The sequence below is a fragment of the Desulforhopalus sp. genome (assembly GCA_030247675.1).
Classification (GTDB): domain Bacteria; phylum Desulfobacterota; class Desulfobulbia; order Desulfobulbales; family Desulfocapsaceae; genus Desulforhopalus_A.
This window is the reverse complement of the sequence record JAOTRX010000007.1, coordinates 204,302-229,861: the sequence shown is the minus strand read 5'-3', so window position 1 is coordinate 229,861 and position 25,560 is coordinate 204,302. Positions and strand designations below refer to the sequence as shown.

The following is a 25,560-nucleotide window of genomic DNA, read 5'->3' as shown; positions in this document are numbered from 1 at the left end:
GATGATGAGATGGGCGGTTTCCGGTAGTACCCTCATGGTCTGCCGAGCTCCATGGCGGTGATGTTTTCTCCCAGGCCGAGAATGAGGATCTTGCTGGTTGAGGTGTCTATTGCCAGGTCCTCACCGCCGACAAGGATTCCCGGGACCATCCCCGCCTCTATAAAAGATACGGCAAAGGCCGCGGCAACAGCAGAAGCCGCGGCAAACTCGCCGGTAAACTGCCGGTAGCGAACCACCGGCACCGGCATCTTGGTCTGGCTCAGGAACTGTGCCAGCTGGCCCTCGCCCTGGTCGTGCATGGCCGCCGGTATGCCAGCCAGAATCAGAGCATAGCGTTTCTGCCGGTGCTGGCTTGCGGCAAGACTGTCGATGAGCGCCGAAATGACCTCCGGGTATTGACTGCTTCCATAAAAAGGAACGGTAATACGGCATATTGCCCCATCTGATTTCCTTGTGGCACAAAAGGCCGCGCCACCGTCGGTAAGTGTCGATCCCGGGGTAATCGAGGCATCGAGGAGGGGTGAAAAGGTTGCATGGCCCTCCTCGGCGCCAAGGATGAGTACCGGCCGCACGTCGTCGTCACAGGCCAGATCGGCGGCGAGCAGGGCCTGCTCAAAGGAATAATCGCCCCCGCTTGTGGTAATATTGGGCCCGGTGGCCCCAAACATAATCGCCACCTGGCTGGCCGGTCCATTGTGCACCGAACCAACAAAGTCGGTGGGGCTTGGAAATTGTTCGCCGGTCTCGGTGAGACGGGCGAGAAAATCGTAGGTTTCCGACAGGGCTCCCCAGCCGGTGCCCATAAAGACAGAGCCGGGTTTTTGGCCTTCATCACCGGAATCCTTGTGAGCCATAGTCGCCAGGGCCAGAGAAATCCGCGGTAAACGCTTCAGCCGACGTATCAGCTGCAGCGGCAGGCCGGCGGAAAGGGCATCGGTTCCGGCCATCCCGGCAACAGATACCCCTGTTGCCAGCACTGCCATGGTGGCAGCCAGGTCCCCCGCTCCGGTCAGACAAGAATAGCCGTGAATAGCCAGACCTCCCCCGGATTGCCGGGCAGCGTCCCGGCAACGAAAGTCCGCCGCGGCAATCACCAGCGAACCATTATTGCCGCCAAAGCCAAAAGAATTGGAAAGTACCGCAGATACTGTTTGCTCTTTGGGTAGGGTGAGAGGGTTCAGGCCGAGGGCCGGATCGACAGTATGCAGGCTGGTGTTAGCCGGCAGCAGACCTTGTGATACGGTCAGCACCGACACCACCGCCTCAATGGCCCCGGATGCGGCAAGGCTATGGCCGGATGCCCCCTTGATCGACGAAAGTGGCGGGGGAACGGCAAACAGCCTGCGTACCGCCTTCGACTCCGCCAGATCGTTATCCGGCGTTCCGGTACCATGGAGGTTGATATAGCCAATATCCTCAGGCTGCAGGCCGGCATCCAGCAAGGCGCGCTGCATCGCCAGAAAGGCCCCAAGCCCCTCCGGGTGCGGGGCCGCGCCATGGTGAGCGTCACAGGAAAGACCGGCACCAGCCAGGGTGGCAAGGCTTTTTTCGCTGTGTTCCGCGGTAAGCAGCAGCATCGCCGCCCCTTCCGCCACAGCCATACCCTGCCGGCCGGCATCGAGCGGTTTGCAGCCGTTGCGATCGACCAGCTGCAGGGAATGGAAACCGTAATAGGTCAGGCGGGACAGCGAATCGACGCCCCCGGCAAGAACAGACTTGACCATGCCGGAACGCAGCATCCGCAGGGCAAGAGCGATGGCCACGGCCCCGGACGAGCAGGCAGTGGAGACGGTCAGTGCCGGGCCCGTGCAGCCGAGCTCCCCGGCAAGATGCCGGGCGACGGTATGTAAGCCGTGATATTGATAGAGTTCCTTGGTGCAGCTTCCTTCACGTAAGAGCTGCTCGGTGGTGGCTATGCCGCCGGTGGTTGTGCCGATAACGATCGCTTCGGGCGACAATCCGGCCCCGGTCATGGCCTGCTTGGCGGCAAGGCTTGCCAGCCGGTGGGTGCGCGGCAGGGCGCCGTTCACCGGCAGGCCACTTACCTGGCCCACCGGTAAGGGGGCTCCGTGGAGTACGGGGAACAAATCCAAGGGCTTAATAGCCGAACAGTTTTCCCGCAAGGCCATTGTTGTTGCGGCAAGACCGGTGCCCAGGGAACTGACTATCCCCATGCCGCAAATATGGATGGTGCTCCTCGTCAAGGCGCTGCCTTGGCTGAATTCTCTTTGATATGACGGGCAAGACTTGCCAGGGAAGAAAAGACCTTTTCGCCGACCTCCTGATTATTGATGACAATGCCATAGTCCTTTTCAACCATGACCACCATCTCCAGGACATCAATGGAGTCGATACCGAGTTCACCACCCACCAACTGGGCATTTTCATCAAATTTTTCAGGAGTTACATCCTGCAAATTGAGGATCTCGATCAGTTTGACTTTCAGTTCATCTATCAATTGTTGCATAATTTATAATATATGGTCAGTAAATTGAGTGTGATTACCGCCTGTTGGCCAAATTCCACAAGCCACCGTATGCTCTGTTGGCCAACGGCAGTATTCATCAGATGCGGCTTGCTTGATGCGAACTCATCATATAAAACCAACCGGAATTTTTGTCATCTAATTTGGTGGCGATTTAACAAATAATGAGGTATCTGTGTCCGATATTTTCCATGAAAACGACAACTCTCCCCCAACTTACCTTAGAAGACTTGCTGCCGCATCGTGGCGCCATGCTGCTTATCAGCGAGATTCTTGAGGTGGACCGCCAGCATGCCCTGACCGTATGCCGCGTCGGCAGAACCTGGCCGATGGCAGGAGATTTGGGGGTGCAAGCCCTGATCCTCGTAGAGCTTGCGGCGCAAACTGCGGGGGTGTGCAACGGCTGGGACAGGGTCCACAGCAACGGCCTTGATTCGGATGCAACAGGCTGGCTGGTAGGTATCAAAAAAGCCGAATTTCTTATTGATTACCTGCCTTTTGACGGCATTGTCCTGTCCAGGTCGGAAAATATCCATGTCTTCGAGAATCTCCGGGAGGTTGTCTGCGAACAACATATGGACGGCAAGCTCATCGGCAAAACCACTCTCCAGCTTTTCCAGGCGTAACAAACCATGACGGACACTAGCGAACAAAAAATTGCCATAATAACCGGCGGCAGCAGGGGGATCGGCAGAGCCATCTGTATCGAACTGGCGCAACAGGGTTATTATACTGTTATCAACTACATGCGCGATGAAAATGGCGCAACCGAGACCCTTGCCTCTATCCAGCAGGCCGGTGGTGCGGGCGAGATATGCCAGTTCGATGTCCGCGACCCGCAGCGAACCGAACAGGTGGTTGAAGACATCGCTGGCCGCTTCGGCAGGATCGATGTCCTCATCAACAACGCTGGCATCATCGCCGACGGCCTGTTCATGATGATGCCCCCGGAAAACTGGCAATCGGTCATCGACACCACCCTCAAGGGATTTTACAATATGACCCGGCCGACCATTGAAAAGATGGTGCGCAAACGCCGGGGATCGATCGTCTCTATTTCATCGGCCAGCTCGATGATGGCCAACCGCGGCCAGGCCAACTACTCAGCGGCCAAGGCCGGATTGAATGCCGCCAGCAGAGCGGTTGCCACCGAGGTGGCGCGGCTGGGTATCCGCATTAACGTTGTTGCCCCCGGCCTCATCGACACCGAGATGATCCAGGATGCCCCGAAGGACCACATCAAGACCCTCATCCCCATGGCCCGCATCGGCAAGCCGGAAGAGGTTGCCAAGGTGGTCGGTTTTCTCTGCTCCGACGCCGCCTCGTACGTCACCGGCCAGATTCTCTCCGTCAATGGCGGGATGTTTTAGATACCATCCTATGTTGCACTGCCGACTTAACGACTGCAACCCTTCCCCGCAGGAAACCAAAGGCCACTGTCCGGCCTATTTCAGGACCTGCCGTAGGGCCTCTTGCCCGGCCGGGCAGTCCTTGCCGGGCAGTATCACATTCACCCACAGCACCGACAGCTTATCATGAAATTTAAACTCATCTACCCGAAATGGACCAAGCTCGACCGGCAAACTGAATTTCATCTGCCGCCGCATGGCCCGGTGGTCTTTGCCGCAACCCTCCCCGACTATGTCGACGTCGATTTTGTCGATGAAAACCTGGAAACCATCGATTTCGACGAGGCCGTCGATTTTGTCGGCATCTCGATGATGCTCACCATCCAGGTCAAGAGAGGCTGGGAGATAGCCGATATCTATCGCAAAAAAGGTATCAAGGTGATCTTTGGCGGGATCGCTACCATGCTCCATGCCGAAGAGACCATGCAACACGCCGACGCGGTCTTTTTAGGCGAGGCCGAGGGCCGCATGGAGCAGGTGCTTCTTGACTTCCGGCAAAACAAGCTGCAGCCCCTCTACGATTTTATCAACGACCGGCCGGACATCGCCCTGGTTGGCCCGGCGCGGCGGGACATCCTCAACCGCAAGATCTACAACCATAAGGGCGTGCAGATGGTCGATCTGGTACACGCCTCGCGTGGCTGCCGCTTCAATTGCTACCCTTGTGCCGTATCCTATCTCGGCGGCAGGTCGTTCCGGCCGCGGCCCATCGACAAGGCGGTGGCGGAGATGGCCGGCATAGACAACAACCGGATGTTCATCGTCGATAATTCTCTCGCCCAGGACACAAAATGGGAGATGGATCTCTTTCGGGAGATGATCCCTTTAAAGAAACACTGGTGTTCCCATCCCATTGAAGACAAGCCGGAGGTCCTCGACCTCGCCGCCCAGGCCGGGGCCTGGTACGTCTATCAGGCGGTCTTCGATACCTCCGACTATATTAAAGAGCGGATCAAGCGTTACCACGATTACGGCATCGGTGTCGAGGGTACCATCCTCCTCGGCCTTGACAGCCACACCGAAGACTATATCAAGCGCTTTATCGACTTTCTTCTGGAGATCGAGCTCGATCTTGCCGAGTTCACCGTCCTGACCCCCTTCCCGCACACCAAGGCCTGGACGGAACTGAGCCAGCAAAACCGCATTCTCTCAACAGACTGGAACGAGTTTTCCGCCGACCGGGTGGTGTACCAGCCAAAGCACATGAGTGCCGAAAGGCTGCAGGAGCTGCTCGATTACGCCTGGAACACCTTTTACCGCGAAGAATCCCAGTCAATAAAGATGGCCAAGCTCTTCAAGCAGGTGGTAAAAAAAGAGATGATCAAGAATTCCTTTCAACCCCGCGACCGAAAGCTCGCCGGACAGACCTTCGGCAAGGCGGTAACCAGGTGAGATGATAGTTGATTATTCAATAGATTCCTTTGCCGTGGCCATCCGGGAGCTGCTCCAGGGGCCGATCTTTCCGGGCAGGGAGTTTGTCCGCGGCGGCGCCACCTTTGCCGAGGTCTACGCCATGGCCGCCAACCTGCAGATGACCTTGGCGGATCGCCGGCTGCCGGACGAGGCGGTGTGTCTTGCCGTGGAGAACAAGGCGATTGTCGCGGCGGCCCTCCTCGCCTCCCTGGCCGGCGGTCCGCCCCTGCTCCTCCCCTATGCTTTTTCCGCCAACGCCCTGGCCCAGCTGCAGCAGACCACCGGCTATACCACCGCCATTGCCGATTCTCCCAGGGAATTCCCGGCCGGCATACAAGTACTCTGCCCTCAAGCGAACGAAACCGGTCGTCTCACGGTCAATGGCCAGCCTTCGCTGCGGGGTGAACTGCTGAAGATCTTCACCGGCGGCTCAACCGGCACGCCGCAGGTCTGGTCGAAAACCAGAATGAACATGCTCAGTGAGGGACTGGTCCTTGCCAAATACTTCGCCGTCACCAAGGACGACTGCATCCTCGCCACCATCCCGCCCTACCATATCTACGGCCTGCTGTTCTCGGTGCTGCTGCCGCTTGTCGCCGGGGCAGCGGTTGTTGATGAATCCCCGTCCTTTCCCAACGAAATCGTGTTATTAGCGGAAAGACACCGGGTAACCCATCTGGTCAGCGTCCCTGCCCACTACCGGGTCTTGGGCGACCGGCAGATGGCCATCCGCCTGGCCTTCTCATCGGCCGGTATGCTCGATGCCGAGGACAACCGCCATTTTTATAGCAATAATCCGGCCGGTATCGTCGAGGTCTACGGGTCAACCGAGACCGGTGGCATCGCTACCCGCAATCGCTCGCAGGGCGAGGAATTCTTCACCCCTTTTCCAACCGTTGCCTGGAAGATTGCCGATTCCCGTCTGGCCCTTACCTCGCCCTATCTCTCCCCGGAATTACCCCTTGATAGGGACGGCTACTTTACCATCAACGACCGGGTTGAGGCTAAAGGCCCCGGACAGTTTGCCCTGAAGGGCCGCACCGACACGGTGACCAAGGTGGGCGGCAAGCGGGTCGATCTGGGCGAAATCAGCGCCCTCATCAAAAAAGAAGCGGGGGTGGTCGATTGCGTGGTCATTGCCCTGCCCGAGGCCGGCGGCCGAGGCAATCGTATCGGCGCCCTGGTGCAGGGCGAACACGCCGATACCGATGCCATCAGAAAAATGCTCGCCGATTCCCTGGAACCCTACGCCCTGCCCCGCCTCCTGAAAAAGGTCGAGCGGATTCCCCTCAGTCAAAACGGCAAGTACGACTGGACTGCCATCGTCCAGCTTCTGCAAAAATGAACGCCCTCGCGGGAAGCTACGCCGCGGGCTATGCCTGCCTCTCGGCCTGGGCCGATTTGCTCGACCGGATCAATGTCTTTCCCGTAGCCGACGGCGATACCGGTACCAACCTGCGCATCAGCCTTGCCCCCTTCCGCAGTCCTGTTGAGGACCGCGACAGCACCCGCCATCTCCTTGCTCGCTGTGCCACCGGCAACTCCGGCAATATCGCCGCGGCCTTTTTCCAGGAACTGTGCCGGGCGGAGGATTTTTCCGGCCTCGCCGCAGGGGCCGCCCGCGGCCGGGACAAGGCCTGGCAGGCCATCGCCGACCCTTGTCCGGGGACCATGCTGTCGGTCTTTGACACCCTTGCCGCGGTTCTGGCCACCCACACCGAGCAAACAAGTCTCTACCCCTGCCTTGCTAAAGAGCTGCAACGGGCGGTCCGCGACACCACCAAGCATCTCGCCGACCTGCAAAATGCCGGGGTGGTTGATTCCGGGGCCCTGGCGATGTTTGTCTTTTTTGACGGCTTTTTCCGGCATCTCACCGGCCAGACCGGTAGCGCCAGATCGATCTTTGACCTCTTTGCCGGAAACCTCACCATCAAGGACTCCTTCCACCAGGAGGTCTCGGCCAGCTATTGTGTCGACGCCCTTCTCAAGGTGGAAGAACCGATTACAGCCGGGGAGATCGCTGAAAATCAAGCCATCAAAGAGCGGCTGGCGAAACTGGGGGACAGCCTGGTGGTCATTGAAGACCAGTCCTACCTGAAGATCCATATCCATACCCCCGACCCCTGCGGACTGCGCGGCGATCTTGACCGCCTTGGTGATGTCGTCAGCTGGTCCGATGAGGCCATGGCCAAAAGCCATACCCAGCCGGCCACCTACTCGGCGAAAAAGCCGGTCCTGCACATCATCACCGATGCCGCCGGTTCGCTGCCGCGCGACATGGCCCGCTATTACGGCATCAGCCTGCTTGACAGCTATATCGTTGCCGGTGACGACTGCCGGCCGGAGAGTCTCTATACCCCAAAACACTTGTATGCTCTGCTGCGAGAAGGCCGGAAGGTGACCACAGCCCAGGCCGGAAGCTTCGAACGGCAGCAACACTATCAGAGCATCTGCCAGCAGTTCGGGGATTCCCTGTACCTTGCCGTCGGCTCGGCCTTTACCGGCAACTATGCCGCGGCCATAGCCTGGAAGGCTGGGCATGTCCTTGGTGAAAGGCTTACGGTGATCGATACCGGGGCCGCCTCCGGCCGGCTGGCGCTCATTGCCCTGCTCACCGCCCGGAAGGCCTACCTGGCCGAAACTCCCGGAGAACTCATTGCCTACGCCGAAAGAATGACCGAGCAATGCGCCGAATATGTCTTTATCAACGAACTGAAATACCTGGTGGCCGGGGGACGGGTGTCAAGGACCAGCGGTATCTTTGCCGACCTGCTGCATATGAAACCGATCATCAGCCCGGCAAAGAGCGGGGTGCGGAAGGTCGGCGTCGTCCGTAGCAGCAAGGGTCAACTGGCCTTTGCCCTTCATCGGCTGCGGCAACTGCCGGGACGGACAGATCACTCGTCGACCGCCACCATCCTCCTCCAGTATTCCGACAACGAAGACTGGGTTGCGGGAAGGGTCCAGCAACAGGTGCGTGAGGCGATGCCGGATGCGGAAATCCTCCTCTGCCCGATATCCCTGACGTCCGGTGTCCACATGGGACCGGGGACTTGGTCGATGGCCGTGGTATCTCCACAGGCGCAATTACCGGAGGATGGCCACAGTGCAAACTGAAATCCCTGCCCTGCAACCTGGACCCCACGACCCGTCCCTGCGCCCGGCGATCATCATCCCGGTTTACAACCACGGCCGGTCTATCGCCCTGGTTGCCCGTAACGCCCAGCAACTTGGCCTGCCGGTTATTGTCGTGGACGACGGCTCGACCGACTCGACCGCAGCCGAGCTCGATACCCTCCAGGGCATCCACGTCCTCCGCCATAACGAAAATCAGGGCAAAGGCGCCGCTCTCCTCACCGGCTTTAGAGCGGCAGACAGGATGGCCTGTACCTGCGCCATCACCCTCGACGGCGACGGTCAGCACGACCCGCTCGATGCACGCAACCTCCTTGCTGCAGTCGAAGATGGCAAGAGATGCATCGTCATCGGCAGGCGGCAGGGTATGGACCATCTGGTGCATGTGCCCTGGACCAGCAAGTTCGGCCGGAAATTCTCCAATTTCTGGGTGTGGGCCTCCGGCGGACCCTGGCTTGCCGATTCCCAGTCGGGCTTTCGCCTCTACCCCCTGCCCGAGGTCCTGGGCCTTGATGCTGTCGCCAGACGCTACCAGTTCGAGGTGGAAATCCTGGTCCTTGCCAGGCAGCGGGGTATCGCCATCAAGGAAGCGCCGGTCAAGGTCATCTACCAGGAAAAGGGCAAACGCATCAGCCACTTTCGTCCATGCCTCGATTTTCTGCGCAACTCCAGGACTTTCAGCAGGCTGATCTGGAGCCGGATCTTTTCTCTTTTTCGGCCATGAACAACCATTGGTATAAACTCCTCGTCGCGGTTGCCGGGATATGCGGCCCGTGGTTCTTTGCCCTGGTTTCCCGGATTATTGCCGCCGGATTCTTCATCTTTTCCCAGCGGGTCGGGGAAAGCCGGCGCTTGTATGCCGCCCTCTACCCCGAACGGGGCAGGCTCTACCACCTCTACTGCACCTTCAACCAATACCAGAACTTTACCACCATCCACTTCGACCGCTTTCTCAAAGGGCAGGCCAAGGCGCCGGTCTTCACGACTGATGGCTGGGAACGATTGCAAGCGGTCATCGGCGGCAGGGGCGGCGTCCTGCTCATGTCGCACCTCGGCAACTGGGAGATGGCCGCAACCCTGTTGAAAAGTCGAAGAACCGATCTGCAACTCCTCCTGTACATGGGCACCAAGGAAAAGGAAGGAGTCGAGCGGCTGCAAAAAGAAGAGTTGCGCCGCACCGGAGTCACCATTATCGGCGTTGACCAGGATGACAACTCACCCTTTACCGCCGTCGAGGGCATTCGCTTTCTTCAGGCGGGCGGACTGGTTTCGATGACCGGCGATATCGTCTGGCGCAGCGACCAGCGCAAGGTTGCGGTGAAATTCCTTGGCCGCCAGGCCTTTCTCCCCGAGGCACCCTTTATCTTCAGCTTGCTTTCCGGCTCACCGCTCTTTGTCTTTTTCGCCTTTCGCACCGGAAGGAATTCCTATCATTTCACCCTTTCCGAGCCGATCACCATTGACCCCGCATCCCGCAAAGACAGGGAACCGGCCATAAGACGGGCAGCCCAGCACTATGCCGATCTTTTGGAAGCAGCCCTGCGCCGGCACCCTTTCGAGTGGTATCATTTTGACCGGTTTATCCACTGAGCCCTGAGAGGGTTAGATTAATAGCCACTTTCTGCCATAGCATTATTGAATACATTTAAATTCTTACCAATCATTTGCCAATCATCGTAAAAGGGATCCCAGGCCCAGCTGGCGAAGCACTATTTGCTTTTTTAATTATAAAAAACTGTGTAGTATCCCTCTCGACTTTCCGCCCGGTTGCCGGCTTTTTTCTCTGCACCGTCAAGTAATTACTAAAATTCCAAACCTTTTTTCCCCTGCATAGCCCATTATGACCAACGATGAAATTAGAGATGCCATTTTAACCATTCTCACCGAAGATTTTGAATTTCAAAAACCGGGTCTCGACGACAACCTCCGCGACGACCATGGTTTTGACAGCATCGACGCCATTGAACTGCTTGGCAAAATTGAGACCACCATCCTCGGCTTTTCTCTCACCCGCGAGGAAAAGGAAAAGGCCATGGGCATCCGGACGATCAACGACATCCTTGGCTATATCGAAACGATAAAAAGCTCCAGAAGCAAATAATCCACACCATCCATTCCCATGAAACGACGCGTTGTCATCACCGCCTGTTCGGCTATCACCCCCATTGGATACGGCAAGAAGGATATTGTCGAAAGCCTTACCAAAGGAAAATCCGGGGTTATCCCCCTGCGCGATGATGGCCTGTTGACACAGCGTGTGCATTCGCGGGTGTTCGGCACAGTGAATTACCCGATAGACTACGGATTTAAAAGGCATTTCCGCAAGACCATGGGCCCGGTTGCCTATTATGCCTGCCAGGTCGCCAAGGATGTGCTTGAGGAATCCGGCCTCAGCGAGGACTTTATCACCTCCGGCCGCCTGGGAGTGGCCTTCGGTTCGACCCACGGCAGCCCCACCGTCCAGAGAGAGATCTACAAGACCTTCTTCAACGAGATGGAAACCAAGTTTTCTTCCATCGGCGCCGTTGATTATCTCCGCTCCATGGTGCATACCACGGCGGTGAATATCACCAGGATGTTCGGGATCACCGGCCGGGTCATCGCCTCCTCAACCGCCTGCACCACCAGCAGCCAGGCCATGGGTTTTGGCTACGAGATGGTCAAATACGGCATGCAGGACGCCATGCTCTGCGGCGGTGCCGACGAATACGACACCACCACGGTGGCGGTTTTTGACAACCTGCTTGCCTGTTCAGTCAATTACAACGAAAGTCCGAACCGCACTCCCCGCCCCTTTGATGCGAGTCGCGACGGCTTGGTCGTCGGCGAGGGCGGTGGCGCGGTGCTGCTTGAAGAGTACGAATCCGCGAAAAAACGCGGCGCGGTCATCCTCGGCGAGATCATCGGCTTTGCCTGCAACAACAACGGCGGCGACCTCATCCTCCCCAATCTTGATGGAATCACCGCCACCTTGCGCCTCGCCCTGCAGGATGCCGGAATCTCGGCCGGCGACGTCGATTTTATCAGCGCCCACGCCACGGCTACCAAGATGGGCGATGTCATCGAGGCCCAGGCCATCAGCGCTGTGTACGGCGACAAACCGCTGGTCACCGGCCTGAAGAGCTATATGGGCCATACCATGGGGACCTGCGGAGTCATCGAGTCGATCTTGGCCCTGTATATGATGGATCAGGGCTTTATCGCCCCGACCCTCAACCTGGAAAATGTTGATGAACGCTGCGCCATGCTCCGTCACACCCGCCAACTGACAGAGACCAGGGCGAAAATTTCCGCCATCCAGAATTTTGCCTTCGGCGGTGTAAATACCTGTCTGCTTATCAAAACCGCCAGCCAAGTTGACTAAAGCCGGAGGGATTTTCCAAAAAAATGTCTTGCCCCGCACCAACCCAGGCTCCCAGCGACAATCCCAAGAAATCAGCGGCAGATGCCCTCATTGATTGCCTTGTCACCCTGATCTGCTGGACATGGTTTATCTTCGGTTTTCTCTTCTTCTTTTCCTTTCCCTATGTGGCCTGCGCACTTTTTACAAGAAATCCGGAGAGACATTTTCAACGCTTGAATCACCAATTTTTCCAAATCTTTTTCTGGATCGTCGAGGCAACCTCGCCCCGGCAGAAGATCATAATCGATGAGCGGATCGGAACCATCCGGTCATCAGTCATTGTCTGCAACCACCTGTCCTATCTCGATCCACTGCTCCTTATCGCCCTTTTCCAACAACAGAAAACGATAGTCAAGGCGCGGTTCTTCACGACCCCGATCTTTGGCTGGATGATCCGAAAATCGGGGTACCTTCCAGCAACCAGCGAAGGCCGCTATTCCGGGCTGGTGGTGCAACACATGGAAACGATGGAGAGTTATCTGAAGAAAGGAGGCAATCTCTTCATCTTCCCGGAAGGCACCAGAAGCAGGGATGGCAAAATCGGCAAACTGAACAAGGGGGCATTCCAGATTACCAGGATGTGCAAGGCCCCTCTCTACGTTTTGCAGCTGCACAATACCAATCGCCTCTTTACCCCGGGGAAATTTTTCTTCAATACCCGGCAAAAAACCACCATCAGCGTCAACATTATCGAGCATATCGTTCCGGATTATCATAACAATCCCCCCACCACTACGGAACTTTTGCAGCAGGTCCAGCAAATATATACCGCCAACGAAAACGTAACGATTTGAACAGTTTTCAGGCTCACGGAGATTAACAGCTGTGCAGATATACAACCTCGAATTTACCGAACAGGAAATCCGGGCAGCGGTCGCTGCCGACAGGCTCCTCTCGATGGAAATAGAATTCAGCCGGGCCTGCAATTTTCGTTGTTCCTATTGCTATGTCGAGGGGCAGGCCGAAGCAGCCAACGAGTTGTCCAGGGAAGAAATCAAGGATATCATCCTCCAGGCCAAGGGGCTGGGGGCCAGGAAAATAATCATCCTTGGCGGCGAACCGTCAATCTACCCGCATCTTGTCGAGATGCTCCGCTTCATCGGCAGTGAAGGTCTGAGCATCGAGATGTTCACCAACGGCTCGGGGATCGACGCAGGCCTTGCAGCAGTTCTTGCCGAGGAAAAGGTGCGGATTGCCTTAAAGATGAATTCCCGGGATGAAGGCATCCAGGATCACCTGGCGGGAAAGAAAGGGGCCTTGCAGATCATCAACAGGGCCCTCACTGCCTTGCGGGGTGCAGGATATCCCTCTAGCGACCTGTTTCTTGCCATCAGCACCGTCATCTGCCAGCAAAACATCGCCGAACTGCCGGCACTGTGGCAATGGCTCCGTGAAGAAAATATTGAACCATTCTTTGAGGTTATAACACCCCAGGCAAAGGCCCTGACCAACACCTGGCTAGGTGTCCGCCCAGGACAATTGAAAGATCTCTTTGAACAGCTGGCCGACATCGACAAGGAAAAATTTGGCCGCTCCTGGGAGCCCCAACCGCCGCTGGTCGGCAACAGATGCATGCGCCATCAGGTCTCCTGTCTGGTGACGGCCACTGGCGAGGTCATGCCCTGTGTCGGGGTGACCATTCCTTTAGATTCCCTGCGCAACAACACCCTCGCCCATATCCTGAAAAACAGTGAAGTTATCAACAATCTGAAAAATTACCGGACAACGATAAAGGGCCATTGCAGCAGCTGTGATAAAGCCGCGGAATGTTACGGCTGTCGCGGCGCCGCCTTCCAGCTTACCGGCGATTACCTGGCATCTGATCCGACATGCTGGCGAAATGCGCTGCTCGACGCCAACCAGCAGAGTACTGGCGGCTGATTATCCTTGTAAAATACCCGGAAGATGTTAAAATTTCACTGCTTGCCTTGACATAATTTAGATATTAATGTCAATGCCTTACATTAGCACCTGGTATTTTCATAACCAAAAGCATCCTCCGTATCCGCTTGCCTGTTGTAAATTTCCAGCCCAAGTGGTATAAATTTGCGCCTTTTCACCATTGCCGGAAAACGTGTTTAGCAAAAGTACCGGCATGGGCAAAAGGTCCGTATCCTGCAAGGGCACGTGTTTTGTTTCTGCCATCAAGCTGCTCAAACAGAGCTTTATCGCCGGGGTGGCGGATTAGCATTTTTTATTTGATTTCACACGGTACTATATTGTATTCACTTGTTGATTAAATGGAGAAGCCGGACGCAATCACAACAACCACCGCGTCGGTTATAGCGGGGCAGGATTCCCCATGGTTTTCCGGGCATTTCCCCAACAATCCAATATTGCCGGGAGTAGCCCAGCTAGGAATGGTTGCCGACCTTATCAGCGAGCCGCACCAGGGTTGCCTGTCGATCACCGGACTCAGCCGGGTCAAGTTCAGAAAGCTGGTCAGGCCGGGAGAGCAGCTCCATATTGAGGTTACACGCAACAGCTCCGAGAACCATTGCATGTTTAAGATTACCAGCGGGAACGAGGATGTCTGTTCCGGCAAAATGTTTTTCACCCACAACAAAAAAAGTACACATTCATGAGTAATGATACCAACAAAACCATAATCCGCATCGCTGAAATCATCATCAATGAGCTTAAACTTGAGGATATCAGTCCCGAGACTTTCAATCCCGATCTTGACTTGATCGACGAGGTCGGAGTCGACTCCATGGACCTGGCGACGGTTGCCCTGGTGCTGCGCGATGAGTACGGGATACGGATCGATGAGGATGATTACCCCAAGCTGACCACTGTTCGTATCATTGCCGACTACATCATCAACAAACAGAACAGTCAGGAATAAATGTCCGTTCAAGCTCAGGAATACAAATTCTCCGATATTCTCGCAGAGCCGGGCATCAGAGAACGCTGGGAAAAGGTTCGCCGCTATTTTTTCCTGCGCGAATCCACCTACGACATGAGCAACCGCTGCAATATCCGTTGCGAGGGTTGTTATTATTTCACCGGCGAAAAGCAGTTTGCCCCTGAAAGCAATGACGAAAATGCCTGGCTGCAGCTCATGCAGGGAGAAAAGGAACGCGGCATTACTTTTGCCGTCCTCGCCGGCGCCGAGCCGTCGCTGGTACCCCGTCTCTGTGAAATCTGCTATAAGGTGATTCCCCTTGGGGCAATAGCCACCAACGGCTTGAAACCGATCCCCCGGGAAATCGATTACCGCATCCACATCTCCGCCTGGGGCAACGACACAACCAGCGAGGCCATCCGCAAGGCCCCGAATATGTTGGCCCGGCAGATGGCCAACTACAAGAATGATCCCCGGGCGGTCTTCGTCTATACCTTCACCCCGGAAAACATCGCCGAGGCCCACGAAGTCACCAGACTGCTGGCCGACAATGATCAGCGGATCACCTTCAACATGTTTTCCTCGCCGGTCGGCTACCAGGGCCATCTCCGTCACACCGCCGAATCCCTGAAGAAAACCCGCGAGACCATGCACCAGCTGCTCCTTGATTACCCGCAGACGGTGCTGTTCTCAACCTATAATATTGTTGCCCATACCGAGAACCTCGGTTTGCATGATCTTTTCTCCTGCTCCTATCCACGGATGAACCCCTCCAAGGACATCGGGCTTGGCAGGTCGTTCCGCCAGTATCGTACGGATCTCCAGTGGGACCGTGATGCAGCCTGTTGCGTGCCCGATACCGATTGCGCGGACTGCCGCCATTATGCCGCCGGCAGTGCCGTCGTCACCGCGAGAATGTACCGGCATGCCACAGACCCTGTAACATTTTCCGCCTGGCTCGACTATGTAGATACCTACCTTGCCGTCTGGGTCAGAGGATATGATAAGGGGCCAAATCTCTGCGACACCTTTATCAGTCCACCTCCAATCGATTAGCGAAAACATGAAAACCGTCAGTTCTCTCCTTGATGCACACTGGTACGAGCGCTACAAGAATATCTCCAGGCTCAATATCCGCAGCTCCATCTACGATGTAACCAACCGCTGCAACCTGCGCTGCAAGGGTTGCTTCTTCTTTTCTTCCGGCGAACATAAAGTCGGCGACGAGGAAAACGACATCGATAAATGGCATGCCTTCGTCCAGAAGGAGATGGATCGCGGCGTCAATCTGGCCATCCTCATCGGTGGCGAGCCGACGCTTTGCTTCGACCGGATTGAGGCCTTTTACAAGAAGCTTCCTACCTTCTGTGCCACCAACGGTCTGATCAAGGTGCCAAGGGACCGCTTCCCCGACCTGATGGTCGGTATCTCCCTCTGGGGTGACGCCGAAGACGAGACCATTCTCCGCGGTAAGGACACCTTCAAGATCTCCAGCGCTAATTACGCTGGTGACCCGAACGCCTACTATCTGTACACCATTACCCCCAAACAACTCGGAAAAACCGAGAATATCATCCGTAAGATCAAGGATGTCGGCCTGAAGGTGCACATGCAGCTGCTGTCCAACGACGAGGGGGTCGACGGCTTTTCCTGGAAGCCCGAGGAACTGGTGGCGGTCCGTCAGGAAATGGATGCCATGCTCGACCTCTACCCGGAAACGGTAATCTCCTCGAAATATTATCATGAGGTCATCACCACCGGTAAGATGCTCGGCCGGTCTTTCGGCTGGATGGAATGCCCGTCGGTCACCGAACCGATCGACAAGCGCGATCCCCGCCCGAAAAGGCTCATCAGCTTCATCCGCTGGTCATCGGAACTGCAGACCATGCACCGCTGCTGCACCTCGGAAACAAGAGACTGCTCCACCTGCAAGGATGGCGCCGCCCATATGAGCTGGGTCATGGTCAATAAACGGGCGCATATCAATACCACCAAGGATCTCCAGAACTGGATCGAGGTATACGAAATGTTTGCCAAGCTGTACCGGTTTATCCCCTGGTAATCTTCCATGGGGAAAAAGGATGCTGTGATCGTTGGCTATGATGCCATTTCCCCTTTGGGAAGTGATCTGCAAAGCCAATGGCAAAGGGCCCTCGCCGGCCAAAGCGGCATCGGCCCCCTCAACCGTTTCCCCCTCCCCGACGGTTTTCCGGTGCACATTGCCGGTCAGGTTCCCGATATCGACAAGGAAGACTACTCCTTCCTCTCCGCCCGGCATCAGGCTGCCTGGAGCTCCCCGGTTTTCAAATACTCCATGCTCTCAGTGGCCAGGGCCCTCAAAGGGTGCGGGCTTGAGATCACTCCGGCCATCGCCCCGCGCACCGCGGTAACCTACAGTTCGGCAATCGGCGGTCTGGACGCGGTACTGAGCGCCGACCGGCGGCTGCAACAGGAAAACAAACTGCCCCCGCCCTATACCAACCCCAATTCCTGTATCAACATGATCGGCGGGAAGATTGCCATTGAGACCGGGGCGCGCGGGCCGATCACCTCGACCATTACCGCCTGTGCTACGGGTCTGACCTCGATGCTTGTCGGTGCCATGTTTCTCGCCCAGAACCGCGCCGATGTGGCCATCTGTGGTGCCGTCGATTTTGCCCTGGTCGAGCCCATCGTCGCCGGTTTCTACACCATGAATGGCGTCTATTCGCCAAAAGAAGGCCGGGAAAATGACCGGCCGGAGACCGCCAGCAGGCCGTTTTCCATTGATCGCCGTGGCTTTGTCATCTCTGAAGGCGCAGGCGCCGTCATCCTCACCACCCGCGAGTTTGCCGAGGCCCACGGCCTGCGCTACAACGCTGAACTGGCCGGCTGGGGCATGACCTCCGATGCCCATCACTTCGTCGCCCCCTATCTCGACACGATCCGCCAGTGCATGGCAAATGCCCTGACCGATGCCGGAATTCGCCCCGAGGACATTGCCGCCGTCAACGCCCACGCGGCATCCACCAAGGTTGGCGACAGCACCGAATATCTGGCGCTCCGGGAAATCTTTGGTAATAAACTGCCCCCGGTCTGTGCCAACAAGTCGCTGATCGGCCATGCCATGGGCGCCTCCAGCGTTATCGAGACCATCTTTGCCCTGCAGGGTTTGGCTGAGGATATCCTGCCGCCAACCATTAATTACACGGCCGATCCGGAGATCGATATCGACTGTGTTTCAGAAGGCAAAAGGCCGCTGCAGCAACAATACGTTCTCAAAAATTCCTTTGGCTTTGGTGGTTGTAACGCCTGTGCCGTGTTTAAAAAATCCATTAGATAAGCGCTATGAAGGCACCAAAAAATAGAAGGGTCTACGTTGTTGGCTATGAGGTGGCGTCAGCGCTCGGCAACACCTTTGCCACAACCTGGCAGGGTGCCGTAGCCGGCAAGGCCGGGTTTCGCAAACTGAGCCGCTGCCAGTCGGCAAGCCGCAGCAATGTCGTGGGCGAGATTCCCGACTGGGATCCCAGCCAATTTCCCTATGTTGACCGTAAAGAGGCCTCACTGTGGAACGCCTCCTATGTCTTTCTCACCATGGAGGTCTGCCGTAAGGCCCTCCTGCACGCAGGCCTTGAGATAAATGACGAAACCGGCCCGAGGATGGGCTGCCTCATCGGCTCTGCCCTGAACGGCACCGACTCGTACCGGATCGCCATGGACAACTACGTCAACCTCGGCCCCCTCAAGGTCAGCCCCTATCTCCTTCCCAATGTCTGTGCCAATCTCCCGGCCGGTAAGGCAGGGATGCTCATGGGCTTCACCGGGCCGATATTCTCGCCCCAGGGGGCCTGCGCCTCCGCCAACCACGCCATCGCCATCGGGGCACGGATGATCCGCGACGGCGACTGCGACTTCGTCCTAGCGGGCGGTGTTGAGACCTGTCTGGTCCCGGAAATCATTCAGGGATTCGCTAATATGCTGGCGACCCTCAAGGTTGGCCCGAAGGACCGAGCGGCCGAGGATCCAACCCAGGCATCCAGGCCCTTCAGCCTTGACCGCAAGGGTTTCGTTCTCGCCGAAGGGGCTGGAATTCTGGTACTCGCCGCCGACGACGCAGTTGCCTCCCTTGGTCTTGTCCCCAAGGCCGAGATTGCGGGTATCGGCTGGAACTCCGACGCCCACCACTTCACCCGGCCAAACGCCACCACCATCATCCGGGCAATGCACGACGCCATCGACGATGCGGAGATCAGCCCGGGCGATATCGGCAGCGTCAATGCCCACGGTACATCGACCCCCACCGGCGACAGCGCCGAGGTTAAATGTCTGCGGAGCGTCTTTGGCAAGAATATTGAAAAGATCCCGGTGTCGGCCAACAAATCCCAGGTCGGCCATTCCCTTGGCGCCTCAGCAGGCATCGAGGCGGCCCTGGCCATCGAGGCCATGCGCCAGGGCCTGGTCCTGCCGACGGTCAACCATATCCCCGACCCCGACTTCAGCGATATCGACGTCGTCGCCAACACGGTCCGCAAACACCCGCACGAATTTGTGCTCTCCAATTCATTCGGCTTTGGCGGCACCAACTGCTGCATCGTTTTTCGAGGAATGTAATGCGTCCAAAACCAATTATCCCGGAAGTCCTCGAAAACCCCTGCTATGTCAGAGACAGCAACAGCGGCATCATCTGGCATCGCTGCCAACTGCGCACCCTCTATGTCGACACCGATCGTTCGCAGGTTGTCTACCACGCCAACTACTTGAAATATTTTGAGTTCGGTCGGGCGGAACTGATGCGGGAAGCGGCTTATCCCTACAAAATGATTGAAGAAAGCGGCTATGTCTATCCGATCATCAAGACCGGTCTCAACTATTATTCACCGCTTTATTACGACGACCTGATGTACATTTATACCCGGCCGACCACCATTGAAATGGTCAAGCTGCAGTTTGACTACATCATTACCCGTGCCGAAAGCGGCGAGATTTCCTGTACCGGATTTACCAAGCACTGCGCGGTAAACGGCAAGGGCATCCCGGTGGAGATCGACCAAAAGACCATCAACCTCTGGCACGAGTTTCCCCGGTAGTGAATGACCATCGGACGCCCATCAGCATTGCGGTCAGGCCCTGGTTTCACGATCACTCGGTAGGCGGTAAAACCGTCCTCCCGGCCGTCGAAACCATGCTGCTCCTCGCCGGCCACTGCCTCGCCGCCCATCCGCACCTCGACATCAGGGCCATGGAGGATGGGCGCTTCGGCAAATTCCTGGAGATTCCGGAGACCGCCCGAGAAGTTGCCGCCCTGGTTGAATGCAGCACCGGCGACAATGGCCGGGTGCGAGCCAAGCTCCTCAGCCATGTGCAGTTCAAGGCAATGGCGAGGCTCAAGGAACACGGCGAGGTATGTTTTTCGCACGACTCAACGGACGACGAGCCTGAAGAAGACATCGATCCAAATCCGGAGATAAGCAGGGCAACGAAAATCCCGGTGGAGATGCTGTACCGGGACATGGTGCCCTTTGGTCCCAGTTACCGGACCCTGCAGGGTACTTTATACATCCTGGACAATCAGGCCTGGGGTGAATTGCGAGCCCCCGAATTGCCCTTTACCGGCCCGGCGCAGGAAGTCCTGGGCTCGCCATTTCCCCTTGACGGAGCCCTGCACGCCGCCTGTGTCCTGGGGCAACAGCATGTCGATTACATACCCTTTCCCGTCGGTTTCCGGCGGCGGCGGATTAACCGGCCCACCCAACCGGGGACACGTTACCGGACGAGGGTAACCATGACCTCCCCACCAGGCGATGAACTGGTCTTTAACCTGGTGCTGTTTGACGATACTGGACAGCTCTACGAAACCATCACCGGGGTGCGGATGCGCGATGTGGGAATGGTTGCGAACAAGGGCAATCGTCCCTAGGAGAGGCCCGAAACTACACATATCAACCTGATTTTATTGTACATAAAAAGAACTCGTAAAATAATCCCGGAATATAATGCCCTTCGCCGGCGGCGAGAAGCGCGGCCCGGCGGCGAGCATCGAGATTTGATCAAACAATCAACGCTGTCATCAATTATTAATGGAACCTTTAGAACGAGAACTGTTGGAATTAATTTGCACCACCTGTAAACTCCGCGATATTGATCCGGACAAGATCAACAGTCACGGTCCGCTCATCGGCCCGGAATCGCCCCTTGGCATTGACTCCCTGGACGCCCTGGAAATCGCCGTGACCGTTCAGCAGAAATACGGGGTGCGAATGAACTCTGAGAATACCAGCAGGGTCGTTTTGCAGTCCCTGGCAAGCCTTGCCGAATATGTCGGAACGGGTGCGGCGCCAGCCAACTGATCCGCCCCGGCACCGGCAATAAATGGCGTAAAGTGATAGGCATGCAGGTGGGGGGCATCCTCCCCGTCAGCCTTTTGCCAGCCCGGTAAATAAAGTTATTTTCGCCTCCCCCAGCCAGGAGGAGCGGTCTTTCCTTCGGTATATTCCTGGCAAAATCAGGAAGGCAATTTTCAATTCATCTACAAAGCAGCAGAGATCATGAGCGCAAAACCTATAATTACCCTGTCCGGACAGGACCTTACCTGCAGAGATATCGTGGCCATCGGTTCTGGTGACAAAAAGGTCAGCCTTGCCCCAGAATCAATAGAACGCTGCAAGGCCTCCAGGGCCTTCCTCGAACAAGCGGTGAGAGACCAGAAGATCATCTACGGCGTCAACACATCCTACGGACCGATGTGTAACAAGATTATCAACGACCGGGATATCGAAACCCTGCAGCAGAACCTCATCATCAGCCACGCCGCCGGACTCGGCGAACCGCTGCGGCCGAGCATTGCCCTAGGCGTCCTCGCCGTTCGCCTGAACACCCTGGTCAAGGGGTATTCGGGGGTCCGCGTTGAACTGCTCACCCTCATGCGCGACATGATCAACGCCGAAATGGCACCGTACATCCCGGAGTGCGGCAGCGTCGGCGCCTCCGGCGACCTTATCCATCTGGCCCATATGTCGCTGGCCATCATCGGCAAGGGCAAGGTTTTTCTCGGGGGCGAATTGATGACTGCAGATGACGCCCTACAGCGCACCGGCCTGCAGCCACTGACGCTTAGCTACAAAGAGGGACTGGCACTCATGAACGGCACTGCGGCGATGACCGCCATTGCCGCCTTCACCATTGCCGGCGCTGAGAAGCTGTATAATGTCGCCTGCCTCAACGCCGCCTTTGCCGTTGAGATATTCGGCGGCATAGATGACGCCTTCGATGCTGACCTCCATCTGGTAAAACCGCACCCAGGCCAGATCCGCGTCGCCGAGACCATTAAAAAGCTCTACAAGGGGACCGGCAACATCACCCTCCGCGACGAACTCCATGACCGGATCAGAAGCCAGAGCAACGGCGACACCCCGGTCTTTGAAACGAACATCAATGTCCAGGATGTCTATTCACTCCGCTGTACGCCGCAGGTCCTCGCCCCGGTTCGGGAGGCCATAGACTCCGCCACCGCCACCGTCGAGACCGAGGCCAATTCCTCCAACGACAATCCGATTATCATCCCGGAGAAAAACAAGATCATCCATGGCGGCAACTTCCATGGCCAGAGCATCAGCTTTGCCATGGACGCCCTGTGCATCGCCCTGGCAACCCTCTGCAACCTCTCCGAGAGAAGGTTGAACAAACTCCTCGACAAGAATCTCAGCGAGGGCCTGCCGGAGCACCTTATTCCCGGTGAGATCGGGCTGACCATGGGCTTTATGGGTGCCCAGTATCTGGCGACCTCCTGTACCGCCGAAAACCGTGGCCTGGCGGCACCGATGAGTGTCAACTCCATCTCCTGCAACGCCTCGAACCAGGACGTGGTCAGCATGGGCACGGTCGCCGCCCGCAAGGCCTTTCGTCTAGCCGGCAATGCCAAACATATCCTCACCCTGGAGACCCTTGCCGATCTCCAGGCGCTCAGTTTTCGAAATGCCGCAGGCCTTGGCCATGCCACCGGCAGAATCTATGCCCTTCTCGCCAGGGAATTCGAGGTATATGACAATTCCAGGATATTCCACGATGATCTGGTGAAGTTCCGGGCCCTCCTCTTTGCCGGCGACCTTTTTGCCGATCTCTCCATCTATTATTCACAGACAGAAGGGATAAACGGATGAGTAGCAGTGCCCAGGACACCGGTATATCAGCAGAAGCCGCCGGCAGCAGGGGAAACTCCGCCAATTGCCTGCTCGTCTCCGCCAACCGGATGGTCTTGCCATACCCCGTCTATCCCCTTGGAATAGCACATATCATCGGGGCGCTTCGGGATAAAGGGCACCGGGCCGAACATCTCGACATCCTTGCCTCCGGCGGCCTTGGCCCTCTGGAAAAACGCCTGCGTGAAAACCGCTACGATGTTATCGGAGTTTCCATCAGGAACATCGATACGGTCGACAGCACCTCCCCTCTGGAGCTGCTTTCCGACATCACCGAGGTGGTAACCTGTATACGGCAACACTCCCAAGCCCCCCTGGTTCTTGGCGGGCCGGGCTTTTCCATCATGCCGGAACGGCTGCTCGCCCATCTGCGCGCCGATTACGGCATCATCGGCGAGGGAGAAGAGGCCTTCCCGCAACTCATTGAAAAAATCATGGCCGGGGAACGTCCCAGGCAACGGCTCTTTTCCAAGAACCTGGCGGTATTTCCCGACTGCCGGCCCGGGTATTCGCCTGAGGTCGCGCCCTATTATGTCAGCCATGGCGGCATGCTCAATATCCAGACCAAGCGCGGCTGCACCTACGGCTGCAGCTATTGTTCCTATCCGACCATCGAGGGAAAAAAGCTGCGATACCGCGACCCGTTGCTGGTGGTCGAAGAGGTTGAGCGTCTGTCCCGGCAATTTGGCGCCAGGTATATCTTTTTCACAGATGCGGTGTTCAACGATCCAGGTAATCACTATCTGGAAATCGCCGAAAGGCTCGCCCAGGCCGGCAACAAAACTCCCTGGTGTGCCTTTTTCCGGCCCCAGGACATCTCCACCGAAACACTGAGATTACTCAAGAAAAGCGGCATGGCCGCCATGGAGCTCGGCACCGACGCCACCACCGACACGACCCTTGCCGGACTGAGAAAGGGCTTCACCTTCGACGAGGTGATGAAGGTAAACGAAAAAATCATCGCTGAGTCAATCCCCTGCGCTCATTTCGTCATGTTCGGCGGCCCCGATGAGACGGAAGAAACCGTGCTGCAAGGACTCGCCAATCTTGAGCGTTTGCGGCAAACGGTCATCTTCACCTATATCGGTATCCGCATTCTTCCCGGAACCGGGATGCACCAGCGAGCCCTTGCCGACGGCCTGGTTTTCTCGGATACCGATCTTATCACCCCTCTTTTCTATTATTCTCCATTAGTTACACGAGAATTCATCGACCACCAGCTCCGCCTTTCCTTTGGCCGGCGCAAAGATCGGGTGTTCCCGGTATCGGAGCGCGAGCATCTCATTGCCATGCTCCACCAAATGGGCCAGGTCGGCCCGTTGTGGGATCTGCTCATTGACAAGTGTCTTTAGAAATGAACCGGGAATTACGGATTCTCATCGCCATCACCGTCGTTGGTAATGGCGAGGCCCTGCCGGCAGTTGCCGAAGCGGCCCTTACCACAGGTTATAAAGTGCTGGTGGTGAGCAGCGATGCCGATGATGATTGTATGAGCGCTATTGCCGGCTTGCCGTGCAACCATATCCGGAGCAAGAAAGGCAGTGGCAGAGGAGATCTGCTGCTCCTTGCGGCAGAACACGCCAGCCAAGGTGGCTACGACACCCTCATTACCATTGACGGCGCTGACCAATGCAACCCAGCCGACTTGCAGCTTCTCGTTGACCAGGCGAAAAGCCATGCGGAGCCTTGCCTGGTGGTCGGGGCAAGGCCCATGTATGCTGGAGAAACACCTCCCCCCGGACAAGGCAAAAAGGCCCCTGCGAACTTCTGGGTCCGGCTGGAGACTGGCATGGAATTGCCCGATGCCCACAGCACCTTTCGCCTGTATCCGGTCAAGCAATTGCTGGCCCAGGAGCTGAGATGGCGCCGGACCGGTTTTGCAATCGAGGCGGCTGTGAAGCTCGCCTGGTCCGGGGTAGCGGTTTTCTCCGTTCCCCTCATAGATCGGCAATCACCTGCAGAAAATCACCCTCACCGTAGCCGAAGAATTGTCGATGCGCTGGAACTGGCGTTCCTCCATACCCAGCTGCTGTGCAGACGCCTGCTGCCCTTGCCGCATAAAAGACTGGCCGACGAGCCGCCCCTGCCCAAGAAGGTCATGGCCGGCCTGTCGCAAAATCCCTTCACGGTTCTCAAAAAGATCTGCAGCGAGCACACCTCGCCGTTCTGGCTGGCGATGGCCGTCTGGCTCGGCATCTTTATGGGTGCGCTACCCCTCCTGGCGGTGCACACCATTGCCATCATCTATGTTGCCCATCGCCTGCATGTCAATATCATTGCGGCGGTAGCCGCCAGTCAGTTCTGCATGCCACCGGTCATGCCGGTTCTCTGTATCCAGATGGGCTACTACCTGCGCAACGGCGAGTTCCTCATGGATTTCTCCTGGCAGCCATGGCTTTTGGGCATTCACGAGCGGCTGTGGGAATGGCTGATCGGGTCACTGCTGCTTGGTCCGTTTTTTGGTTTCATCGGAGGGGGGATAATGTACTGGATGGCCTCCCGGCTGCAAAAACTCCGGGAGACACCACCAAAGATCTGAGGGCAAAAAAATTTTGGAGCAGCTTTAGGCCTTCGGGCAATTGGCACAGCGCTTGCCCTTCTTTTTCTTGTACTTTTCACAGCATTCTTTCTTTTCTTTCTTCTTGCCCATATTCCCTCTCCATTGATTTTTCTAACCCACCCCGGCTGAA

The 25,560-nt window shown here is 56.8% G+C and carries 26 protein-coding genes; 23 read left to right on the top strand and 3 right to left on the bottom strand.

The features are described 5' to 3' along the window. Nucleotides 1–32: 32 nt before the first annotated feature. On the bottom strand, nucleotides 33–2,204 hold the full coding sequence (locus tag OEL83_15815) for a beta-ketoacyl-[acyl-carrier-protein] synthase family protein (protein ID MDK9708509.1): 2,172 nt from the start codon (nucleotides 2,202–2,204) through the stop codon (nucleotides 33–35). After that, a complete protein-coding gene (locus tag OEL83_15810) occupies nucleotides 2,201–2,467 on the bottom strand; it encodes a phosphopantetheine-binding protein (protein ID MDK9708508.1) in 267 nt (88 codons plus the stop codon). The genes OEL83_15815 and OEL83_15810 overlap by 4 nt, the downstream gene beginning before the upstream one ends. Before the next feature lie 209 nt (nucleotides 2,468–2,676). Between OEL83_15810 and OEL83_15805 the strand changes: the two genes are divergently transcribed. The 11 genes from OEL83_15805 (at nucleotide 2,677) to OEL83_15755 (ending at nucleotide 13,726) form a co-directional block, all read left to right on the top strand. Then, nucleotides 2,677–3,111: a hypothetical protein gene (locus OEL83_15805; protein ID MDK9708507.1), complete on the top strand. Its 435-nt coding sequence runs from the start codon at nucleotides 2,677–2,679 to the stop codon at nucleotides 3,109–3,111. A gap of 6 nt (nucleotides 3,112–3,117) precedes the next feature. Continuing rightward, nucleotides 3,118–3,855 (top strand): 3-oxoacyl-ACP reductase FabG, encoded by a 738-nt coding sequence (gene fabG, locus OEL83_15800; GenBank protein MDK9708506.1) that lies wholly within the window; start codon nucleotides 3,118–3,120, stop codon nucleotides 3,853–3,855. 165 nt (nucleotides 3,856–4,020) lie between these two features. Next, nucleotides 4,021–5,286 (top strand): radical SAM protein, encoded by a 1,266-nt coding sequence (locus tag OEL83_15795; protein ID MDK9708505.1) that lies wholly within the window; start codon nucleotides 4,021–4,023, stop codon nucleotides 5,284–5,286. Between the two features lies 1 nt (nucleotide 5,287). Next, a complete protein-coding gene (locus tag OEL83_15790) occupies nucleotides 5,288–6,652 on the top strand; it encodes an AMP-binding protein (protein ID MDK9708504.1) in 1,365 nt (454 codons plus the stop codon). Continuing rightward, nucleotides 6,649–8,424, top strand: a complete 1,776-nt coding sequence (locus OEL83_15785; protein MDK9708503.1) for a DegV family EDD domain-containing protein — start codon at nucleotides 6,649–6,651, stop codon at nucleotides 8,422–8,424. Before OEL83_15790 ends, OEL83_15785 begins: the two co-directional genes overlap by 4 nt. Further along, nucleotides 8,414–9,166: a glycosyltransferase family 2 protein gene (locus tag OEL83_15780; GenBank protein ID MDK9708502.1), complete on the top strand. Its 753-nt coding sequence runs from the start codon at nucleotides 8,414–8,416 to the stop codon at nucleotides 9,164–9,166. The genes OEL83_15785 and OEL83_15780 overlap by 11 nt, the downstream gene beginning before the upstream one ends. Beyond that, complete coding sequence (locus OEL83_15775; protein ID MDK9708501.1) at nucleotides 9,088–10,032, top strand: lysophospholipid acyltransferase family protein; 945 nt, start codon at nucleotides 9,088–9,090, stop codon at nucleotides 10,030–10,032. The genes OEL83_15780 and OEL83_15775 overlap by 79 nt, the downstream gene beginning before the upstream one ends. A gap of 250 nt (nucleotides 10,033–10,282) precedes the next feature. Further along, nucleotides 10,283–10,543, top strand: coding sequence for a phosphopantetheine-binding protein (locus OEL83_15770; protein ID MDK9708500.1), 261 nt, complete (start codon nucleotides 10,283–10,285; stop codon nucleotides 10,541–10,543). An 18-nt stretch (nucleotides 10,544–10,561) separates the two neighbouring features. Beyond that, nucleotides 10,562–11,806: a 3-oxoacyl-ACP synthase gene (locus OEL83_15765; GenBank protein ID MDK9708499.1), complete on the top strand. Its 1,245-nt coding sequence runs from the start codon at nucleotides 10,562–10,564 to the stop codon at nucleotides 11,804–11,806. 23 nt (nucleotides 11,807–11,829) lie between these two features. Then, nucleotides 11,830–12,639 (top strand): 1-acyl-sn-glycerol-3-phosphate acyltransferase, encoded by an 810-nt coding sequence (locus tag OEL83_15760; protein MDK9708498.1) that lies wholly within the window; start codon nucleotides 11,830–11,832, stop codon nucleotides 12,637–12,639. 31 nt (nucleotides 12,640–12,670) lie between these two features. Beyond that, a complete protein-coding gene (locus OEL83_15755) occupies nucleotides 12,671–13,726 on the top strand; it encodes a radical SAM protein (GenBank protein ID MDK9708497.1) in 1,056 nt (351 codons plus the stop codon). A 99-nt stretch (nucleotides 13,727–13,825) separates the two neighbouring features. On the opposite strand, the gene OEL83_15750 is transcribed toward OEL83_15755, so the two are convergent. Next, nucleotides 13,826–13,990 (bottom strand): hypothetical protein, encoded by a 165-nt coding sequence (locus OEL83_15750; protein ID MDK9708496.1) that lies wholly within the window; start codon nucleotides 13,988–13,990, stop codon nucleotides 13,826–13,828. A gap of 95 nt (nucleotides 13,991–14,085) precedes the next feature. Here OEL83_15750 and OEL83_15745 point away from each other — a divergent pair, with 95 nt between their 5' ends. From OEL83_15745 to OEL83_15690, 12 genes are all read left to right on the top strand, one after another. After that, nucleotides 14,086–14,430, top strand: a complete 345-nt coding sequence (locus tag OEL83_15745) for a MaoC/PaaZ C-terminal domain-containing protein (GenBank protein ID MDK9708495.1) — start codon at nucleotides 14,086–14,088, stop codon at nucleotides 14,428–14,430. After that, nucleotides 14,427–14,693, top strand: a complete 267-nt coding sequence (locus OEL83_15740; GenBank protein ID MDK9708494.1) for a phosphopantetheine-binding protein — start codon at nucleotides 14,427–14,429, stop codon at nucleotides 14,691–14,693. Before OEL83_15745 ends, OEL83_15740 begins: the two co-directional genes overlap by 4 nt. Then, the gene (locus tag OEL83_15735) at nucleotides 14,694–15,749 is read left to right on the top strand and encodes a radical SAM protein (protein ID MDK9708493.1); all 1,056 of its coding nucleotides are present in this window, start codon (nucleotides 14,694–14,696) and stop codon (nucleotides 15,747–15,749) included. Nucleotides 15,750–15,756: 7 nt separating this feature from the next. Next, nucleotides 15,757–16,755, top strand: coding sequence for a radical SAM protein (locus tag OEL83_15730; GenBank protein ID MDK9708492.1), 999 nt, complete (start codon nucleotides 15,757–15,759; stop codon nucleotides 16,753–16,755). Between the two features lie 6 nt (nucleotides 16,756–16,761). Next, complete coding sequence (locus OEL83_15725; protein ID MDK9708491.1) at nucleotides 16,762–18,015, top strand: beta-ketoacyl-[acyl-carrier-protein] synthase family protein; 1,254 nt, start codon at nucleotides 16,762–16,764, stop codon at nucleotides 18,013–18,015. 5 nt (nucleotides 18,016–18,020) lie between these two features. Further along, the gene (locus OEL83_15720; GenBank protein ID MDK9708490.1) at nucleotides 18,021–19,286 is read left to right on the top strand and encodes a beta-ketoacyl-[acyl-carrier-protein] synthase family protein; all 1,266 of its coding nucleotides are present in this window, start codon (nucleotides 18,021–18,023) and stop codon (nucleotides 19,284–19,286) included. Next, a complete protein-coding gene (locus OEL83_15715; GenBank protein ID MDK9708489.1) occupies nucleotides 19,286–19,762 on the top strand; it encodes an acyl-CoA thioesterase in 477 nt (158 codons plus the stop codon). Before OEL83_15720 ends, OEL83_15715 begins: the two co-directional genes overlap by 1 nt. Further along, nucleotides 19,762–20,592, top strand: a complete 831-nt coding sequence (locus tag OEL83_15710) for a polyketide synthase dehydratase domain-containing protein (GenBank protein ID MDK9708488.1) — start codon at nucleotides 19,762–19,764, stop codon at nucleotides 20,590–20,592. Before OEL83_15715 ends, OEL83_15710 begins: the two co-directional genes overlap by 1 nt. A 184-nt stretch (nucleotides 20,593–20,776) precedes the next feature. After that, on the top strand, nucleotides 20,777–21,022 hold the full coding sequence (locus OEL83_15705) for a phosphopantetheine-binding protein (protein MDK9708487.1): 246 nt from the start codon (nucleotides 20,777–20,779) through the stop codon (nucleotides 21,020–21,022). A 198-nt stretch (nucleotides 21,023–21,220) separates the two neighbouring features. After that, entirely contained in the window at nucleotides 21,221–22,831 is a 1,611-nt protein-coding gene (locus tag OEL83_15700; protein MDK9708486.1) for an aromatic amino acid ammonia-lyase, read from the top strand. Beyond that, nucleotides 22,828–24,222, top strand: coding sequence for a cobalamin-dependent protein (locus OEL83_15695; protein ID MDK9708485.1), 1,395 nt, complete (start codon nucleotides 22,828–22,830; stop codon nucleotides 24,220–24,222). The genes OEL83_15700 and OEL83_15695 overlap by 4 nt, the downstream gene beginning before the upstream one ends. 2 nt (nucleotides 24,223–24,224) lie before the next feature. Next, nucleotides 24,225–25,409: a DUF2062 domain-containing protein gene (locus tag OEL83_15690; GenBank protein MDK9708484.1), complete on the top strand. Its 1,185-nt coding sequence runs from the start codon at nucleotides 24,225–24,227 to the stop codon at nucleotides 25,407–25,409. Nucleotides 25,410–25,560 lie beyond the last annotated feature (151 nt).

Coding starts and splice junctions, on each gene's coding strand:
- OEL83_15760 (MDK9708498.1), top strand. CDS start 11,830: ATGTCTTGCCCCGCACCAACCCAGGCTCCCAGCGACAATCCCAAGAAA.
- OEL83_15750 (MDK9708496.1), bottom strand. CDS start 13,990: ATGGCAGAAACAAAACACGTGCCCTTGCAGGATACGGACCTTTTGCCC.
- fabG (MDK9708506.1), top strand. CDS start 3,118: ATGACGGACACTAGCGAACAAAAAATTGCCATAATAACCGGCGGCAGC.
- OEL83_15735 (MDK9708493.1), top strand. CDS start 14,694: ATGTCCGTTCAAGCTCAGGAATACAAATTCTCCGATATTCTCGCAGAG.
- OEL83_15690 (MDK9708484.1), top strand. CDS start 24,225: ATGAACCGGGAATTACGGATTCTCATCGCCATCACCGTCGTTGGTAAT.
- OEL83_15795 (MDK9708505.1), top strand. CDS start 4,021: ATGAAATTTAAACTCATCTACCCGAAATGGACCAAGCTCGACCGGCAA.
- OEL83_15715 (MDK9708489.1), top strand. CDS start 19,286: ATGCGTCCAAAACCAATTATCCCGGAAGTCCTCGAAAACCCCTGCTAT.
- OEL83_15745 (MDK9708495.1), top strand. CDS start 14,086: ATGGAGAAGCCGGACGCAATCACAACAACCACCGCGTCGGTTATAGCG.
- OEL83_15810 (MDK9708508.1), bottom strand. CDS start 2,467: ATGCAACAATTGATAGATGAACTGAAAGTCAAACTGATCGAGATCCTC.
- OEL83_15695 (MDK9708485.1), top strand. CDS start 22,828: ATGAGTAGCAGTGCCCAGGACACCGGTATATCAGCAGAAGCCGCCGGC.
- OEL83_15725 (MDK9708491.1), top strand. CDS start 16,762: ATGGGGAAAAAGGATGCTGTGATCGTTGGCTATGATGCCATTTCCCCT.
- OEL83_15700 (MDK9708486.1), top strand. CDS start 21,221: ATGAGCGCAAAACCTATAATTACCCTGTCCGGACAGGACCTTACCTGC.
- OEL83_15770 (MDK9708500.1), top strand. CDS start 10,283: ATGACCAACGATGAAATTAGAGATGCCATTTTAACCATTCTCACCGAA.
- OEL83_15775 (MDK9708501.1), top strand. CDS start 9,088: ATGCCTCGATTTTCTGCGCAACTCCAGGACTTTCAGCAGGCTGATCTG.
- OEL83_15740 (MDK9708494.1), top strand. CDS start 14,427: ATGAGTAATGATACCAACAAAACCATAATCCGCATCGCTGAAATCATC.
- OEL83_15765 (MDK9708499.1), top strand. CDS start 10,562: ATGAAACGACGCGTTGTCATCACCGCCTGTTCGGCTATCACCCCCATT.
- OEL83_15720 (MDK9708490.1), top strand. CDS start 18,021: ATGAAGGCACCAAAAAATAGAAGGGTCTACGTTGTTGGCTATGAGGTG.
- OEL83_15790 (MDK9708504.1), top strand. CDS start 5,288: ATGATAGTTGATTATTCAATAGATTCCTTTGCCGTGGCCATCCGGGAG.
- OEL83_15805 (MDK9708507.1), top strand. CDS start 2,677: ATGAAAACGACAACTCTCCCCCAACTTACCTTAGAAGACTTGCTGCCG.
- OEL83_15785 (MDK9708503.1), top strand. CDS start 6,649: ATGAACGCCCTCGCGGGAAGCTACGCCGCGGGCTATGCCTGCCTCTCG.
- OEL83_15730 (MDK9708492.1), top strand. CDS start 15,757: ATGAAAACCGTCAGTTCTCTCCTTGATGCACACTGGTACGAGCGCTAC.